This window comes from Stenotrophomonas sp. YJH_SMC_65 (assembly GCF_059369475.1).
The window spans coordinates 133,585-147,075 of sequence record NZ_JCAFSR010000009.1; the positions used below are offsets into that span (position 1 = coordinate 133,585).

The window sequence follows — 13,491 nt, forward strand, 5'->3', positions numbered from 1 at the left end:
CATGAGCCCTGCAGCACCGCGTCGTCCCTCACGCAGCACCCTGTCGATCGTGGGCGTGCTGGTCATCGGCATCACCGGTATCGTCTATTCGCGCGTGCGGCAGGCACCAGATGCCGGCACCGTGGCCGCGACCAGCCTGGCCGGTGCGAACACGGCGGTGTTGAAAGGCACGTTCGATCCAGAGGCGCAGTCATTGATCCCCAAGGGGTATCGCTTCGTCACGCCCGGGTCGTTCACCGTGGCCACCCATCCAGGGCAGCTGCCGCTGGCCGACTACGGGGCCGACAGCAAGGACGTTGTGGGCATCGAGCCCGACATCGCGCGCCTGATCGCCGATGCGCTGGGCCTGAAGCTGGTGATCGTGCCGGTGGCCTGGGCCGACTGGCCGCTGGGTCTGGAATCAGGCAAGTACGATGCGGTGCTGTCGAACGTGACGGTTACCGAAGAGCGCAAGAAGAAGTTCGATTTCTCCAGCTACCGTTTCGACCTGCTGGGCATCTACACGCGCGCAGACGGGCCGATCCAGAAGATCGAGAAGCCGGCCGATGTGGCCGGGCTGAAGGTGGTGGTGGGTGCCAGCACCAACCAGGACCAGATCCTGCGGCAGTGGGACCAGCAGAACATCGCGGCGGGATTGAAACCGGTGGAGTACCAGTACTTCGATGACGCCGTGGTCGGGCGGCTGGCGGTGATCACCGGCCGCGCCGATGTGTCGTTCGAGCCCAACGCCACCGGCGCCTATTCCGCACGCGACGGTAAGGTGCGGCGCGTCGGCCTGTTCCCCGGTGGCTGGCCGAACGCTGCGGCGATCTCGGTGACCACGCGCAAGGGCAGCGGCCTGGCTGATGCAGTGACGCAGGCGCTGAACACCCAGATCGCCAGTGGCACCTACGCGCAGGCGCTGAAACGGTGGAACGTGGCCGAGGAAGCCGTGCCGCAGTCGCAGACCAACCCGCCGGGATTGCCGACGTTGCAATGACACCGGGCGTGGCCCGGCGCGACCTCCGCTTTTGTAGAGCCGAGCCATGCTCGGCTGCTTTACCAACGCGCCTCCAGCGTTCTGAACGGTTTCGCCAGGCGCACGCCCTCGGCGTCGAAGTCGGAAACGCTGCGTCCGTCCACACGCACCGTCTTCGGCATCGTGCGCGCCGGCCACCAGACTTTCACCGCCGTTCCGCCGCGCAGCCCTTTGCCAAGCCCCACCGTCAGCACCCCGTCGCGCTGCCGCGCCTGCATCTGCAACGTGCCATACGCCGTCGGCAGGCGTTCCACCGCCAATCCATCCCCCGCCACCCACGAGGGCGGTGTGCCCGGCAGCAGCGAGAGCGCATCATCGTCTTCGCGCATCAGCATGCCGAACAGGGTGCGGCCGTATTCGGCGCCGATCCAGGTATGCGGCATGTCGCCGAGGTAGCGCGGGAAGCGCAGCCGTGAATGCACTACTTCGGCCAGCACCTGCCATTCAAGCGGGCGCCGGTCATGAAGCAGGCCCTGCAGCAGCTCGTCAGCCACGTCTGGCTGGCCCAGGTGCACATAGCTCAGCACGTTGCGGATCTCGTACGGCGTGTAGGCATACAGCGCACCGGGCTGGCTGCGCTTGCGCACGTCTTCCAGGTAGCGGGCGAAGGTGGTCCGCAACGCATCTGCCGGCAACACGCTCTGCGCGCCGGTCGGGTCCAGGGCGATCGACACGCCCGTGGGGTCACCATCGCCAAGATCGGCCGATGACGGAATGAAGTCGATGCCCTTCCACGCCATCGTTGCGCGGATCGAGGCACGCAATGCGTCGTACAGCGCTTTGTACTGCTCGCGCGCCCAACGGGCGGTTTCGTGGTCGCCCAGTGCCTCGGCCAGCCACGCGCCGTCGTGCCACCCCTTCAGGCCCCAATAGTCATCCCAGTAGCTGTGGGTGGGTGATGGATAGCCCTCATGGCTGATCGATGGTGCAAGGATGCCCGCAAAGCGTTCCGGGGCAGGCTGGTCAGCCTTGTATCCGGGCACCAGCGTGCGCTCGCGCAGTTCCTGCAGGAAGTGCAGCGCGGCCTTCACCTTCGGCAGGTAGTCACGCACCGACTCGGGTCCGCCATCCAGCCGTGCAACGTCGGCGACCAGCGCCACGTACTGGCCCTGGCTGTCGTACTCGATGTCCGAACCGAAGCCGGTGTTGACGCTGCCATCGTCATTGAGGATCGGCGAGACCAGGCCGTTGGCATGTACGCCGTGTTCGCTGTACCAGGCCAGGTAGTCGCGCGCGACCTTGGCCTCGCCCATGCGCAGCAGCACGGCCGATGTGGCCATGCCGTCGCGGATGAAGGAGCGGTTGTAGTTGCGCGGGCCGGGCTGCATCGCCGGGCCGGTCTGGTTGATCAGCATGTAGGCGGCCTGCGCGCGCAGCATGTCCACCAGTGATGGATCGGGCAGGCGCAGGCCGACCTGGCCCAGCCGTGCCTGCCAGTCCGCGGACGCCTGCGTGGCCAGTGAATCGAACGCCGCATTGGCATCGCGGGGAAGCGTGGCCAGATCCAACGCAGGCGCTTCGGGCAGCACGCCATTGGCATCCGCGGCGGCGGTGCCCAACGGGAACGCGACCACGATGGCATCGCTGGTTCCCGGCGCCAACGAGACGCGGTAGTCCAACGCAGCCGAGGCAAGACCCTGGTCATCATGCGCCTGTTGCGCGGAAGGCAGTTGGCCGGCAGCGATGTCCGCGGTGATTTCCGTGGCGCCATCCCTGCCGAACGGCGCCGCGCCGGACGCAGCCACTGGCGTGAGCGACTGCAGCAGCGTGCGGCCATTGATGCGCACGGATTGCCTGTCGATGGCCACATCGCGGATCGGCGACAGCCCGCCGTTCTGCCATGGCGGGTTCATCTGCATCGGGCGCACGACCAGGCTGAGCGTGCCGTCGATCCGGGTTTTTCCGGTGTTGTGCAGGCGATGACGCAGGAACGTTACCGGCTGGCCGTTGCGCTCGATGGCGAATACCTCGCTGCGCAACTCCAGCCCGGGCTGCGGTGACCACGTAGCGGAGGGCATCGGCTTCCAGCCGTCGCGCAGGGCATGCTGCATGGCCTGCGCGGCGGCGCCGGCGGTTTGGCCATCGGCATTGCGCCAGATCGGCTGCACCAACGGCGCGCCCTTGAAGGCTTCAAGATTGCCGTACTCGTCGAAGATCGATTTCTGTCGTCCTGCGTGCACACCGACGGCCGTCCAATAAGTCTGCTGCATCTGCAGCGACGCCGGGAACAGCGCACGCTGCGCGCCGCTGGCAGCGATCTGGTAGCGCTTCATCGGCGTCATCACGGCCTTCGGGCCGAGCAGGCGCAGGCGCGCGATCTGCGGTGCAGCGCCGTCCACGCTCAGGCGGAATGTACGTAACGGTTGTGCTGCAGTGGCGGCCAGCCAGCTTTGTCGATGATTGGCCGCTTGTGCATCGTGTGCGAGGTCCTGCCAACGGCCCTGTGCATCCTGCACCTGCAGTCGCGCGGCGCCGCGCGCGCCATCGGCCCAGTCGACGACCAGGCCAGCCGTTGATTGGGCCCGCGGCAGCGTGATCTCGAACGTATGGGATCCATTTGCCCCGGCCGGCATCGCGACGGTGCCGCCCCCTTGCCAGAGCGCCGCTGCCTGCGTTGCATCGATACCGCTGATGCGTGCGCTGAGCGTGCTGTCCAGTGGCTCCATCTCGAAGATCGACACGCCCCAATCGGAGGTGCGCTGCGGGCTGGCCAGCCGCAGGTAGCGTGCCTGCCGCGGCGCGAAGTACAGCGTTTCCACGTCGCCCAGCGAATCGGCCATCGTGTACGCGGTCTGCCACTGCGTGCCGTCCAGCGAGGTCTGCAGTGAATAGCCTTCCGGGTTGGAGACATCCCAGGTAAGGCGCGCACCGGCCAGCAGGGTGGGCGCGCCCAGATCGATCTGGAACCAGTGGCCGGGGCTGAAGGCGCCGCCGGTCACGGTCTTCGGGTCGCCGTCGATCAGGTGGCCGATCGCCATCGCCGGTACCTGCTGCGAGGAACTGCTGGCCTGCCATTGGCTGCGCGGGGGGAGGGTCTGTGCCTGTGCGCTGGAGGCCAGGGCGGCCAACAGCAGGGCGGCGGCAGATCGCCATGGGATAGCTGAGCGGGAGACCTTGGAGCGTTCGGCGCGCAACGTCATTACGGACTGCCTCGCAGGTTCGACCGGAATCGGGCGAGCGCTACGCTAGCAAGGGATGTAATCGGTTACATGACGCACTGCAGCGCCGCAGGCCGCTTCCGTGGTTGACGCAGCCGAGCATGGCTCGGCTCTACATGGCTTCCGGCAGGTCAAACGGCATCCCCCGCTAAAGCTCCACCGTCTCCCACCATCGCGTACCCGCCTGCGGCGCCTGCATGTCCAGTGCTTCGCCCATCATCGGCGTGGCCACCGGCACATTCTTTGCGGCGGCCAATGCAGTGATGCGCTCGAACGGCTGCTGCCATGCGTGCAGGGCCAGGTCGAAGGTGCCGTTGTGGATCGGCAGCAGCCACTTTCCGCGCAGGTCCAGGTGCGCCTGCAGGGTCTGTTCCGGTTGCATGTGCACGAACGCCCAGCGCGGATCGTAGGCGCCGGTCTCGATCATGGTCAGGTCGAACGGTCCGTACTTCTCGCCGATGGCCTTGAAGCCATCGAAGTAGCCGGTGTCGCCGCTGAAGAAGATGCGGAAGTCGCCGTCCTGGATCACCCATGACGCCCACAGGCTGCGGTCGCTGTCACCCAGCCCGCGGCCGGAGAAGTGCTGGCCCGGGGTCGCGGTCAAGCGCAGGCCACTGGCTTCAGTCGACTGCCACCAGTCCAGCTGTTCCACCTTGCTGGCGTCCACACCCCATGCAATCAGCTGGTCGCCGACGCCGAGCGGTGCGATGAAGCGCGCGGTCTTGCCGGCCAGCTGCATTACCGCGGCATGGTCGAGATGGTCATAGTGGTCGTGCGAGAGGATCACGCCGGCGATGGGCGGCAGTTCGTCGATGCTGATCGGCGGTGCGTGGAAGCGCGCCGGCCCCATCCACTGCACTGGTGAGGCGCGCTCCGAGAACACCGGGTCGGTCAGCCAGTACTGGCCACGCAGCTTCAGCAGGATCGTGGAGTGCCCAAGCCGGAACAGGCTGCGATCCGGCGCAGCATCCAGGGAGGCGCGGTCCAGCGGCTGCACCGGAATCGGGTGGGCTGGCACGGTGCCCTTGGGCTTGTTGAACAGGAACGTCCACCAGATCTCCGCACCGTCGCGCAGGCCCATCGCCGGACGGGGCAGGGCATTGCGGAACTTGCCGTCGCGGTACTGCGGCGAATCGGGGAAGTCGGGGAGGGACCAGGACTTGCAGAAGGTGTAGGCGGTCACGGCGAGGATTCCAAGCAGGAGGACAAGGAGCAGGCGCTTCATGGGTGACGTCCGCTGGGTACACTGCACAGTGTAGTTTCGCATTTTTCAAAAGTACACTACTGGGTGTAAAATGGTGGCGTCCGTTCAGCTATCCGGTCTCCGCCATGCCCCGTGCCCCACAACGCCTGACCGACCGCAAACGCGAGGCCATCGTGCGCGCGGCGGTGGAGGAGTTCCGTGCATCGGGCTACGAGGCGACCAGCATGGACCGCATCGCCGAGGTGGCCGGGGTCTCCAAGCGCACCGTCTACAACCACTTCCCGAGCAAGGAAGCGCTGTTTTCTATGATCCTGGAGGAGCTGTGGGAACGCAGCGTGGCCAGCGACGCACTGCCGTATCGCGCGGACCAGCCGTTGCAGGCGCAGCTGCTGCAGTTGCTGGGCCAGAAGCTGGAACTGCTCAGCGATGCCAACTTCATCGACCTGGCACGGGTGGCGATGGCCGAGGTCATCCACTCACCGGAGCGGGCGCAGGCCATCGTCTGCCGCATGGGCGAGAAGGAAAGTGGCGAGAGTGCGTGGATCCGCGCAGCGATCGCCGATGGCCGGTTGCGAGAGGTTGATCCGGAATTCGCCGGCCACCAGCTGCATGGGCTGGTGAAGAGCTTCGCGTTCTGGCCGCAGGTGACGATGGGGCAGCCACCATTGACCGCGCAGGAACGCGCACGCGTCGCCGAATCGGCGGTGGCCATGTTCCTGGGTTTCTACGCGGTCTAGCTGGCGGCGAAGCGACGGAACTCGTCGGCCGGCAGCGCCGCCGAGTACAGGTAGCCCTGGCCGACATCCACCCCGAGTGCGCGCAGCTTCTGTTCCTGGGCCAGGGTCTCGGTACCCTCGGCCACCACGATCGCGCCGCAGCGGTGCGCGACTTCGACGATGAAGCGAACGATCGACTGCGACTTGGCGTCGGACAGCGTGGCGATCAACGCCTGCTCGATCTTGACCTCGGCGATGGCCAGCTGCGAAAGCAGGATCAGGGTCGAATAGCCCGCGCCGAAATCATCCAGCGACAGGGTGACTCCGGAGGCCATCAGCTGTGCGATGTTGGCATCGACCACATCGCGCTCGACGATTTCGGTCCACTCGACGATTTCCAGGCGCAGCATCGCGCCGGGGATGTCGCGCAGCTGCAGCAGTTCCTGCAGGCGCAGGCCGAAGTCGGGCAGGCGCAGGGATTCGGCTGACACATTGACTGCGATGGTCAGCGCCGCGCCGTCCTGCCGGCAGTGCTGCAGGAAGTGCACCGCCGACTGCAGCGTGGCCCATTCCAGGTCTGCCAGCCGGCCCTGCCGGCGCAGCAGCGAGATCACCCGCATCGGTGCGATCGGCCGGCCTTCGCCATCGCGCATGCGCAGCAGCGCTTCGGCGCCGACCAGCTGGCGGTCCTGCAGGCGATGCTTGGGCTGGTAGCACAGCGGTGCGTCGCCCTGCTGCAGCCAGCGTTCGAGGGCGAATTCGATCAGGGCGTCGATCTCGCCGTCGCGCTGGATCGGGTCGTCGAAGAACACGACGCCGGATTCGATCGCGCTCAGTGCCACGGTGATCGCGCGGAACGGAAGATGTCCTTCGTCGGCATCAACGGGGGGCTTCAATTCAACCACCGCACAACGGAACAGTGGCCGGAAGCCAGGCCAATCGCGGCCGACCCGATCGGCCAGGTTGCTGGCCAGCTCGGTGATCTGCGGTTGTATGCGCAGTTCGGACAAGGTCATGCCGCGCACCAGGATCGCCAGCGCGGCATCACCGAACTGGTAGACCTCCACGTCGTCCACCGCCAGCGATGGCAGCAACCGGTGGACGTCGGCCGGTGTATCGCGCTGCCACAGGCCGTTGTCCTGCAATGGCCCGTAGCGCAGGCGCAGATCGCGCAGGTTGCCCATCTCGGCCACGATCAGGCAGGCCTTGCCGATGCCGTCGTTGTCGCGCCAGTACCGCTGCAGGCGTTCACCGAGCGCACGCATGTTGGGCAGGCCGCTGATCGGATCGATGCGCAGCCACGCCTGTTCGCGCTGGCGCTGCGCATCGATCTGGGCATCGTTGTAGACCAGCGCGAACACTGCGCCGAGTACCAGCAGCGAGACCGGCAGTGCCAGCACGCGCTGGATCGCCAGTTCGGCCACCGGTAGTTGATCGGCCCCAATGATCGCCACACCCAGCGCCAGGCCCAGAGCGGTCATCCCGATACGCACGGACCACGCCTGCAGGATCATGCGTGGCGAGAGTTCGTTGAGCATGCGCGGGTGCAGGCGCCTGCGCAGCCAGACGCCGGCCACCATCTGCAACACGGCCTCGAGGCTGGCAGGCAGGAAGAACTGGGTGCCGACGAACTGGTAGCGGGCGAGCAGGGCGGCGGCCAGGCAGGCCAAGCCGCCGCGCCAGCCACCGAGCAGGCCACTGACCAGCAGGATGTCGAAGCCGAGGTGCAGCTTGACCACACCCTGGGTGTAACGGGCCACGAACCAGGAATTGAACAGGTAGATCAGGCCCAGCGCTATGCCGACATACAGGCGCCGTCCTTCAATGGCGTGCCCGGCGCGACGGGTGGCGATCAGCAGCACGCCGATCATGCCGATCACCGCCGTGGCCTGCAGCAGGTACAGCGGCAGGCTGGGCAGGGCGCTGTCCAGGACCTGGGCCGAGACCCGTGAAAGCGCATCCATAGCAGGTTCCCGCCTGTGACCGACGGCCAGTGACGAGCAGGGTAAACCACAGGCGCCTGTGCGGCCACCAAGGGGCAGGCCAAGGTCCCTGCGGTCAGTAGCGCGGGTCGGCGATGGCGGGCAGCACCAGTTCGCGCACGAAGGAGGACGGTGACAGCTGCAGCAGGGCGCGTACCATCGCCACGACATCATGGACCGGCACCAGTGCGCCGTCGCCGCGCGCTGCGGCGTCCGCTACCGGCACTGACAGTGCATCGTCGGTGTTGAGGTAGCCCAGCTGCAGACTGGTTACCGCCAGGCGCCGATCCCGGAAGCCTTCGCGCAGCGCATCGGCGATGCCGTTGAGCGCGAACTTGGATGCGCCGAACGCCACTTCCGGGCGGCCGCTGCGCGGCAGCGCCGAGGTCGAGCCGGTCAGCACCAGCTGTGGACGTGCTGCGCCCAGTACCCTCGGCAGCAGGCGCCGCAGCAGCACCAGGGTGGCGGTGATGTTGACGTCGACCAGCTGGGCAAGCGCGGCATCGCTTTCGTCGAGGAAGGCGTACTCGTCGCTGAAGGCCGTCTCTTCCCAGATGCCCAGGTTGTGGATGAGCACATCCAGATCGGCCGGCGCCTGCGCTGCGATGTGATTGGCAGCAAGGGTGGGCTGGGACAGATCCGCTTCGATCCACTGCAGGGTGACGCCCTCGGGGCATTCGAGGTCGTGCGGGCGGCTGCGCGAAACGCCGATGACGGTGTCGCCCGCACTGCACAGGCCTTCGACGAACGCTCGACCGAGGCCCCTGCTGGCGCCGATGACCATCAATTTCATGTGGCTTCCTTGTTGTGCTGCGGCGGCCTCAGTCGGCCGCCAGAATGGTGTCCCAATCGGCGAACGCGCGCAGGCCGCTGCGTCCGGCGGTGATGATCGAGGCGGTGTTGTCGAGCTGGCAACGGTATTGCGGCTGCAGCCCGGACGCCCGCGCGGACACGGCCATGGCGTGTACCAGCTGTCGCGCGTGACCGCGACCGCGGGCCTCGGGCAGGGTCAGTACGCCCATATCGGCGAAGGCTGGATCCAGGCTCCAGGGGTACATGCTTCCCGCAGCGACCAGGCGCTCGCCGTCGAAGGCACCGAACACCTGCCAGTGATCCAGCTCGACCCATGCGGCATCGAGATCGTCCTCGCTGGCGGTGGCCTGGAACGCGTTGAACGCTGCCGCGTCGGTCGCGCCGAGGCGGCGGATATGTGGTGGGGCAGGGTGTTCGGCGAGGGCGGCGAGTGTTGCGGTGGGGAAGTAGAAGACACGATCCGCGCCGTGCGTATGCTGGCCGAGCTGCTGCAAGCGCTGTTGCAGCTGCGCCAGTGTCCAGTGCGGTTGCGCACGCAGTTGCAGGCGAGCGGCCAGGGCAGGACGCAACAGCGCTCGGGCGGGGCCCGCGACCCGCTGTAACAGCATGCCGTCCTCACCCTCATCGACATCATCGCTGCACGCCAGGTGCAGCTGCGGCCCCTGCTGCAACGTGCGCTGGCCGGCGAACACGCGCTGCCAGGCAGCATCGATCAACGGGGAAATCGCATCATCCATGACAAACGGTTCGCTCAGTGTCGGGGCAGTTCAACCTGCAGGCCTGCGGCCTTCCATTCGGGATAGCCGGCGGCCAGTCGCTGCGCGCTGAGGCCGGCTTCGCGCAGCATCATCACTGCATCGTTGGACAGCACGCAGTAGGGCCCGCGGCAGTACGCGACAATGTGGACGGCGCGCGGCAGTTCGTCCATCCGCGCGTGCAGTTCCGTAGCGGGAATGTTCAGCGCGCCGGGCAGGTGGCCCAGATCGAATTCCTCGCGCGGCCGCACGTCCAGCAGTACCACGCTGTCGCGTTGCTCCAGCAGCTGCTCGACGGTCAGCCCTTCCAGTGCATCGCGGCGCTGCAGGCTGTCGGTGAGGACGCCCTGCATTTCGCTGCGCTGGTGGTCGGCATAGTCGCGCAGCGCGGCCAGCAGGTTGGCTAGTGGGCCGTCAGCGCTGCGGTAGAGGATGCGCTTGCCGTCACGGCGGGTCTGCACCAGGCCGGCACGACGCAGCTGCTGCAGGTGCTGGGAGGTATTGGCCACCGACAGGCCGCTCAGTTCGGCCAGGCGCTCGACCGCACGCTCGCCCTGGGCGATGTGCTCCAGCAGGGCCAGGCGGTGCGGGTGGCCCAGGGTGCGGGCGATCTCGGCCAGCGCTTCCAGCGGGGACGGTGGCAGCTCGGTTGCAGCGTTCATGCCGGGCACGCTAGCATCGCTCCATCATTCAAGCAAATAATTGAGGGTGGGCGGAATGAGTGGCTGGGCGACGACATTGGTGATCGATGCGGTAGTGATCGGGGTGGGCGCGACCGCGCTGATGGATCTGTGGGCGTTGCTGCAGCGCAGGCTGCTCGGCATTCCGTCGCTGGATTTTGCGATGGTCGGCCGCTGGCTCGGCCACCTGCGGCGTGGGCGCTTGCGCCATGAGGGCATTGGTCGTTCGCTGCCGGTGGCCGGCGAGCGCGCGCTGGGGTGGACGGCGCATTACGTGATCGGTGTGGTCTTCGCCGCGTTGTTGCTGGCCGTGGTCGGGAACGGTTGGGTGCAGGCACCGACCCTGCGGCCGGCGCTGGCCTTCGGCATTCTCAGCGTTGCCGCGCCGTTCTTCATCCTGCAGCCGGGCATGGGCGCCGGCATTGCCGCTTCGAAGACCCCGGCGCCTGGCAAGGCGCGGCTGCGCAGCCTGGTGGCACACAGCGTGTTCGGCGCAGGCATGTACCTTTCCGCGATGCTGTTGGCCGGGGTCCGTGCACAATGAGCGAGAATCCGTGGGGTCACCGGCAACAGGAACATCCCCGCATGGAAGTACCCGATCCTTTCACTGATGGCATGCCGCTGCCGTGGGCGTGGCGGGAAACATTGGCCGATGCGCGCATCGAGCGACAGTCGATCGGCGTATCGCGCGCAGACGTCGCCCGTGTGCATCGCCCGGGACAGGCTGATGCCTTCCTGAAATCGGAAGTGATCGATGCCTTCAGTGAGCTGGGCGATGAGATCGCGCGCCTGCGCTGGCTGCAGGCGCAGGGCCAGCCGGCACCAACGGTAATTGCCACCGCCGAAGAAGCGGGCCGGCGCTGGTTGCTGATGAGCGCGCTGCCCGGCCGCGACCTGGCCTCGTCGCCTGAGCTTCCGCCCCAGCGCCTGGTGGAACTGCTGGCCGATGCGCTGCGGGGCCTGCATGCCATACCTGTGGCGGCCTGTCCGTTCGACCAGCGGCTGGCCTCGCGCCTGCAGGCCGCGCAGGCACGGGTCGAGGCGGGCCTGGTCGACGCCGATGACTTCGATGACGAGCGCCTGGGGCAGAGCGCACAGCAGGTGTTCGCCGAACTGCGCGCTACCCGGCCCAATCACGAGGATCTGGTGGTCAGCCACGGCGACGCCTGCCTGCCGAACCTGCTGGCAGCCGAAGGCCGTTTCAGCGGTTTCATCGACTGTGGCCGGCTGGGTGTGGCCGATCGCTACCAGGATCTGGCGCTCGCCGCGCGCAGCCTGGTCCACAACTTCGGCGACACGCGCTGGGTCGCGCCGCTGTTCCGGCGCTATGGCGTTGTGCCCGACGAACGGCGGCTGGCGTTCTACCGTCTTCTCGACGAGTTCTTCTGAAACCTCGGAGGGCAGCGTAGGCAGGGCTGAACGGTGCCCTGCCGGCGGATCCGGGCGCCCTTAAAAGTGGACGAACGTTCGTTCACTATTTGTGGCATGAACCGAGCCGACCGCAACGAGCAACGCATCGCGCAGATCCTGCAGGCCGCCCTGCAGTGCTTTCTCGTGAAGGGCTTCCACCAGACCAGCATGCGTGACATCGCGCAGGCGGCCGGCGTCAGCCTCGGCAATCTCTACAACCACTTCCCGGGCAAGGAGGCGATCATCCTTGCGGTGGCCGTGGCCGAAGGCGAGGAACTGGCACCGTTGCTGCAGCGACTGGCCGCGTCCGATGGCGAGCGCGCACGGGTGCTGGTTTTCCTTCAGGACTTCCACGCACTGTGCCAGCAACCGGAGTGGGCAACGCTCGCCGTCGAAGTGCTGGCCGAGAGCGCACGCAATCCGGCCGTGGCCGAGGCATTTGCGGCCAATCGCAGGCAATTGCAGGCGACGCTGGCCGAAGCCCTGCAGCAGGTGGCACGGCGCGAACGTCGGCGCCCCGTGCTGGCCCCGGCACTGCAGGCACAGGTGCTGCTGGATGCCATCGAAAGCGATGCCCTGCGCCGAGGGCTGGGCGAAGCCGGGGGCACCGATGAGGCATCGCTGGATCTCGGCCTGCTTGCGCTGCTGCTGGGCGCACGCGCATGAGCGCCGTCGACCGGCGACTGCACGGCGTTGATCTGGCGCGTTACCTGGCCTTGGCCGGCATGGTGCTGGTCAACTTCCGCCTGGCGATGGCCGTGCCGGCAGAGGGCGCCGGATGGTTGGCAGGCGTCTTCCACTTTCTGGAAGGCAAGGCTTCGGCGACGTTCGTTACGCTGGCCGGGTTGGGCCTGGTACTGGGCACGCATCGGCAGGGTTGGTGGCCGGCCAGTGTGCAGACCTGGCGGCGCGCACTGTTCCTGCTGGTGCTGGGCCTGCTCAACCTGACGCTGTTCCCGGCCGATATCCTGCATTACTACGCGGTGTATTTCGCGCTGGCCGTGCTGTGGCTGCGGGCCTCGCCGCGGGTGTTGCTGGCCAGCATCGTGGGGATCGCGGCCTGTTCGTTCTGGGCGTTGCTGCACTGGGACTACAGCCAGGGATGGAACTGGCAGACGCTGGAATACGCCGGTCTGTGGCAATGGCCGGGCGCGGCCCGCAACCTGCTGTTCAATGGGTTCCATCCGCTGCTGCCGTGGCTGTGCTTCTTCCTGCTGGGCATGCTGCTGGCGCGGCTGCAACTGTCGCAACCGCGGGTCCAGCGCGCGCTGCTGGTGCTGGGCCTGATGCTGATCGTGGCTGGACATGGCGTGCAGCAGCTTGCGCAGGGAACGCCCTGGCAGGCGTGGCTGGGAACGCAGCCGATGCCACCGGGACCGGCCTACGTACTCACAGGCGCGGGCGCGGCCTGCAGTGTCATTGCAGCCTGCCTGTGGCTGACGCGTGTACGACCGGGTGACTGGCTGGAACCGTTCACCGCGGCCGGGCGCATGACCCTGACCCTGTACGTCGGCCATATCCTGCTGGGCATGGGCACGCTGGAAGGCCTGGGCCTGCTTGATGGCAGCGCGTCGCTCGCGTCGGTGCTGCTGTGGGCATTGTTGTTCCTGATGCTGGCCACGAGCGCGGCGTGGCTGTGGTCCTGGCGGTTCGCGCGGGGCCCATTGGAAGCGGTGATGCGACGCGTCGCCGGCTAGCACTTTGGTCGCGCAGGCACGATGTTGTGACGGACATGTCTGTGTCGCGGCCCGCGCA

Annotated in this window: 12 protein-coding genes; 6 read left to right on the plus strand and 6 right to left on the minus strand. The window is 67.2% G+C overall.

The window, feature by feature from the left end:
* Position 1 precedes the first annotated feature (1 nt).
* The gene (locus tag AC5P7A_RS16985; RefSeq protein ID WP_495220365.1) at positions 2-979 is read left to right on the plus strand and encodes an ABC transporter substrate-binding protein; all 978 of its coding nucleotides are present in this window, start codon (positions 2-4) and stop codon (positions 977-979) included.
* A gap of 59 nt (positions 980-1,038) precedes the next feature.
* Here AC5P7A_RS16985 and AC5P7A_RS16990 read toward each other — a convergent pair whose 3' ends face one another.
* Together AC5P7A_RS16990 and AC5P7A_RS16995 are read right to left on the minus strand one after the other, a co-directional pair.
* The gene (locus AC5P7A_RS16990) at positions 1,039-4,158 is read right to left on the minus strand and encodes a galactose-binding domain-containing protein (protein WP_495220366.1); all 3,120 of its coding nucleotides are present in this window, start codon (positions 4,156-4,158) and stop codon (positions 1,039-1,041) included.
* 166 nt (positions 4,159-4,324) lie between these two features.
* Positions 4,325-5,401 carry an MBL fold metallo-hydrolase gene (locus AC5P7A_RS16995; protein WP_197574372.1) on the minus strand — a complete coding sequence of 359 codons (1,077 nt, stop codon included), beginning with the start codon at positions 5,399-5,401 and terminating at the stop codon, positions 4,325-4,327.
* Positions 5,402-5,505: 104 nt separating this feature from the next.
* On the opposite strand from AC5P7A_RS16995, the gene AC5P7A_RS17000 reads away from it, so the two are divergent.
* Complete coding sequence (locus tag AC5P7A_RS17000; protein WP_014646907.1) at positions 5,506-6,117, plus strand: TetR/AcrR family transcriptional regulator; 612 nt, start codon at positions 5,506-5,508, stop codon at positions 6,115-6,117.
* Here the strand turns inward: AC5P7A_RS17000 and AC5P7A_RS17005 are convergent.
* From AC5P7A_RS17005 to AC5P7A_RS17020, 4 genes are all read right to left on the minus strand, one after another.
* Entirely contained in the window at positions 6,114-8,060 is a 1,947-nt protein-coding gene (locus tag AC5P7A_RS17005) for an EAL domain-containing protein (protein WP_481453488.1), read from the minus strand. The two genes, AC5P7A_RS17000 and AC5P7A_RS17005, sit on opposite strands and share 4 nt — an antisense overlap.
* A gap of 94 nt (positions 8,061-8,154) precedes the next feature.
* On the minus strand, positions 8,155-8,871 hold the full coding sequence (locus AC5P7A_RS17010) for an SDR family NAD(P)-dependent oxidoreductase (RefSeq protein WP_049406437.1): 717 nt from the start codon (positions 8,869-8,871) through the stop codon (positions 8,155-8,157).
* A 28-nt stretch (positions 8,872-8,899) separates the two neighbouring features.
* Positions 8,900-9,628 (minus strand): GNAT family N-acetyltransferase, encoded by a 729-nt coding sequence (locus AC5P7A_RS17015; RefSeq protein ID WP_495220367.1) that lies wholly within the window; start codon positions 9,626-9,628, stop codon positions 8,900-8,902.
* Positions 9,629-9,642: 14 nt separating this feature from the next.
* The gene (locus AC5P7A_RS17020) at positions 9,643-10,308 is read right to left on the minus strand and encodes an ArsR/SmtB family transcription factor (protein ID WP_032959997.1); all 666 of its coding nucleotides are present in this window, start codon (positions 10,306-10,308) and stop codon (positions 9,643-9,645) included.
* A gap of 55 nt (positions 10,309-10,363) precedes the next feature.
* Here AC5P7A_RS17020 and AC5P7A_RS17025 point away from each other — a divergent pair, with 55 nt between their 5' ends.
* From AC5P7A_RS17025 to AC5P7A_RS17040, 4 genes are all read left to right on the plus strand, one after another.
* Entirely contained in the window at positions 10,364-10,870 is a 507-nt protein-coding gene (locus AC5P7A_RS17025) for a DUF2938 domain-containing protein (RefSeq protein WP_495220368.1), read from the plus strand.
* A 41-nt stretch (positions 10,871-10,911) separates the two neighbouring features.
* The gene (locus AC5P7A_RS17030; RefSeq protein WP_142234634.1) at positions 10,912-11,715 is read left to right on the plus strand and encodes an APH(3')-II family aminoglycoside O-phosphotransferase; all 804 of its coding nucleotides are present in this window, start codon (positions 10,912-10,914) and stop codon (positions 11,713-11,715) included.
* A 96-nt stretch (positions 11,716-11,811) separates the two neighbouring features.
* The gene (locus tag AC5P7A_RS17035) at positions 11,812-12,402 is read left to right on the plus strand and encodes a TetR/AcrR family transcriptional regulator (protein WP_197605078.1); all 591 of its coding nucleotides are present in this window, start codon (positions 11,812-11,814) and stop codon (positions 12,400-12,402) included.
* Positions 12,399-13,433: a DUF418 domain-containing protein gene (locus AC5P7A_RS17040; protein WP_111206791.1), complete on the plus strand. Its 1,035-nt coding sequence runs from the start codon at positions 12,399-12,401 to the stop codon at positions 13,431-13,433. The genes AC5P7A_RS17035 and AC5P7A_RS17040 overlap by 4 nt, the downstream gene beginning before the upstream one ends.
* The last annotated feature ends 58 nt before the right edge of the window (positions 13,434-13,491 follow it).

Excerpts from the sequence above, each read along its gene's own strand:
- AC5P7A_RS17030 (WP_142234634.1), top strand. The coding sequence starts at position 10,912 with ATGGAAGTACCCGATCCTTTCACTGATGGCATGCCGCTGCCGTGGGCG.
- AC5P7A_RS17005 (WP_481453488.1), bottom strand. The coding sequence starts at position 8,060 with ATGGATGCGCTTTCACGGGTCTCGGCCCAGGTCCTGGACAGCGCCCTG.
- AC5P7A_RS17000 (WP_014646907.1), top strand. The coding sequence starts at position 5,506 with ATGCCCCGTGCCCCACAACGCCTGACCGACCGCAAACGCGAGGCCATC.
- AC5P7A_RS17010 (WP_049406437.1), bottom strand. The coding sequence starts at position 8,871 with ATGAAATTGATGGTCATCGGCGCCAGCAGGGGCCTCGGTCGAGCGTTC.
- AC5P7A_RS17020 (WP_032959997.1), bottom strand. The coding sequence starts at position 10,308 with ATGAACGCTGCAACCGAGCTGCCACCGTCCCCGCTGGAAGCGCTGGCC.
- AC5P7A_RS17040 (WP_111206791.1), top strand. The coding sequence starts at position 12,399 with ATGAGCGCCGTCGACCGGCGACTGCACGGCGTTGATCTGGCGCGTTAC.
- AC5P7A_RS16990 (WP_495220366.1), bottom strand. The coding sequence starts at position 4,158 with ATGACGTTGCGCGCCGAACGCTCCAAGGTCTCCCGCTCAGCTATCCCA.
- AC5P7A_RS17035 (WP_197605078.1), top strand. The coding sequence starts at position 11,812 with ATGAACCGAGCCGACCGCAACGAGCAACGCATCGCGCAGATCCTGCAG.
- AC5P7A_RS16985 (WP_495220365.1), top strand. The coding sequence starts at position 2 with ATGAGCCCTGCAGCACCGCGTCGTCCCTCACGCAGCACCCTGTCGATC.
- AC5P7A_RS16995 (WP_197574372.1), bottom strand. The coding sequence starts at position 5,401 with ATGAAGCGCCTGCTCCTTGTCCTCCTGCTTGGAATCCTCGCCGTGACC.
- AC5P7A_RS17015 (WP_495220367.1), bottom strand. The coding sequence starts at position 9,628 with ATGGATGATGCGATTTCCCCGTTGATCGATGCTGCCTGGCAGCGCGTG.
- AC5P7A_RS17025 (WP_495220368.1), top strand. The coding sequence starts at position 10,364 with ATGAGTGGCTGGGCGACGACATTGGTGATCGATGCGGTAGTGATCGGG.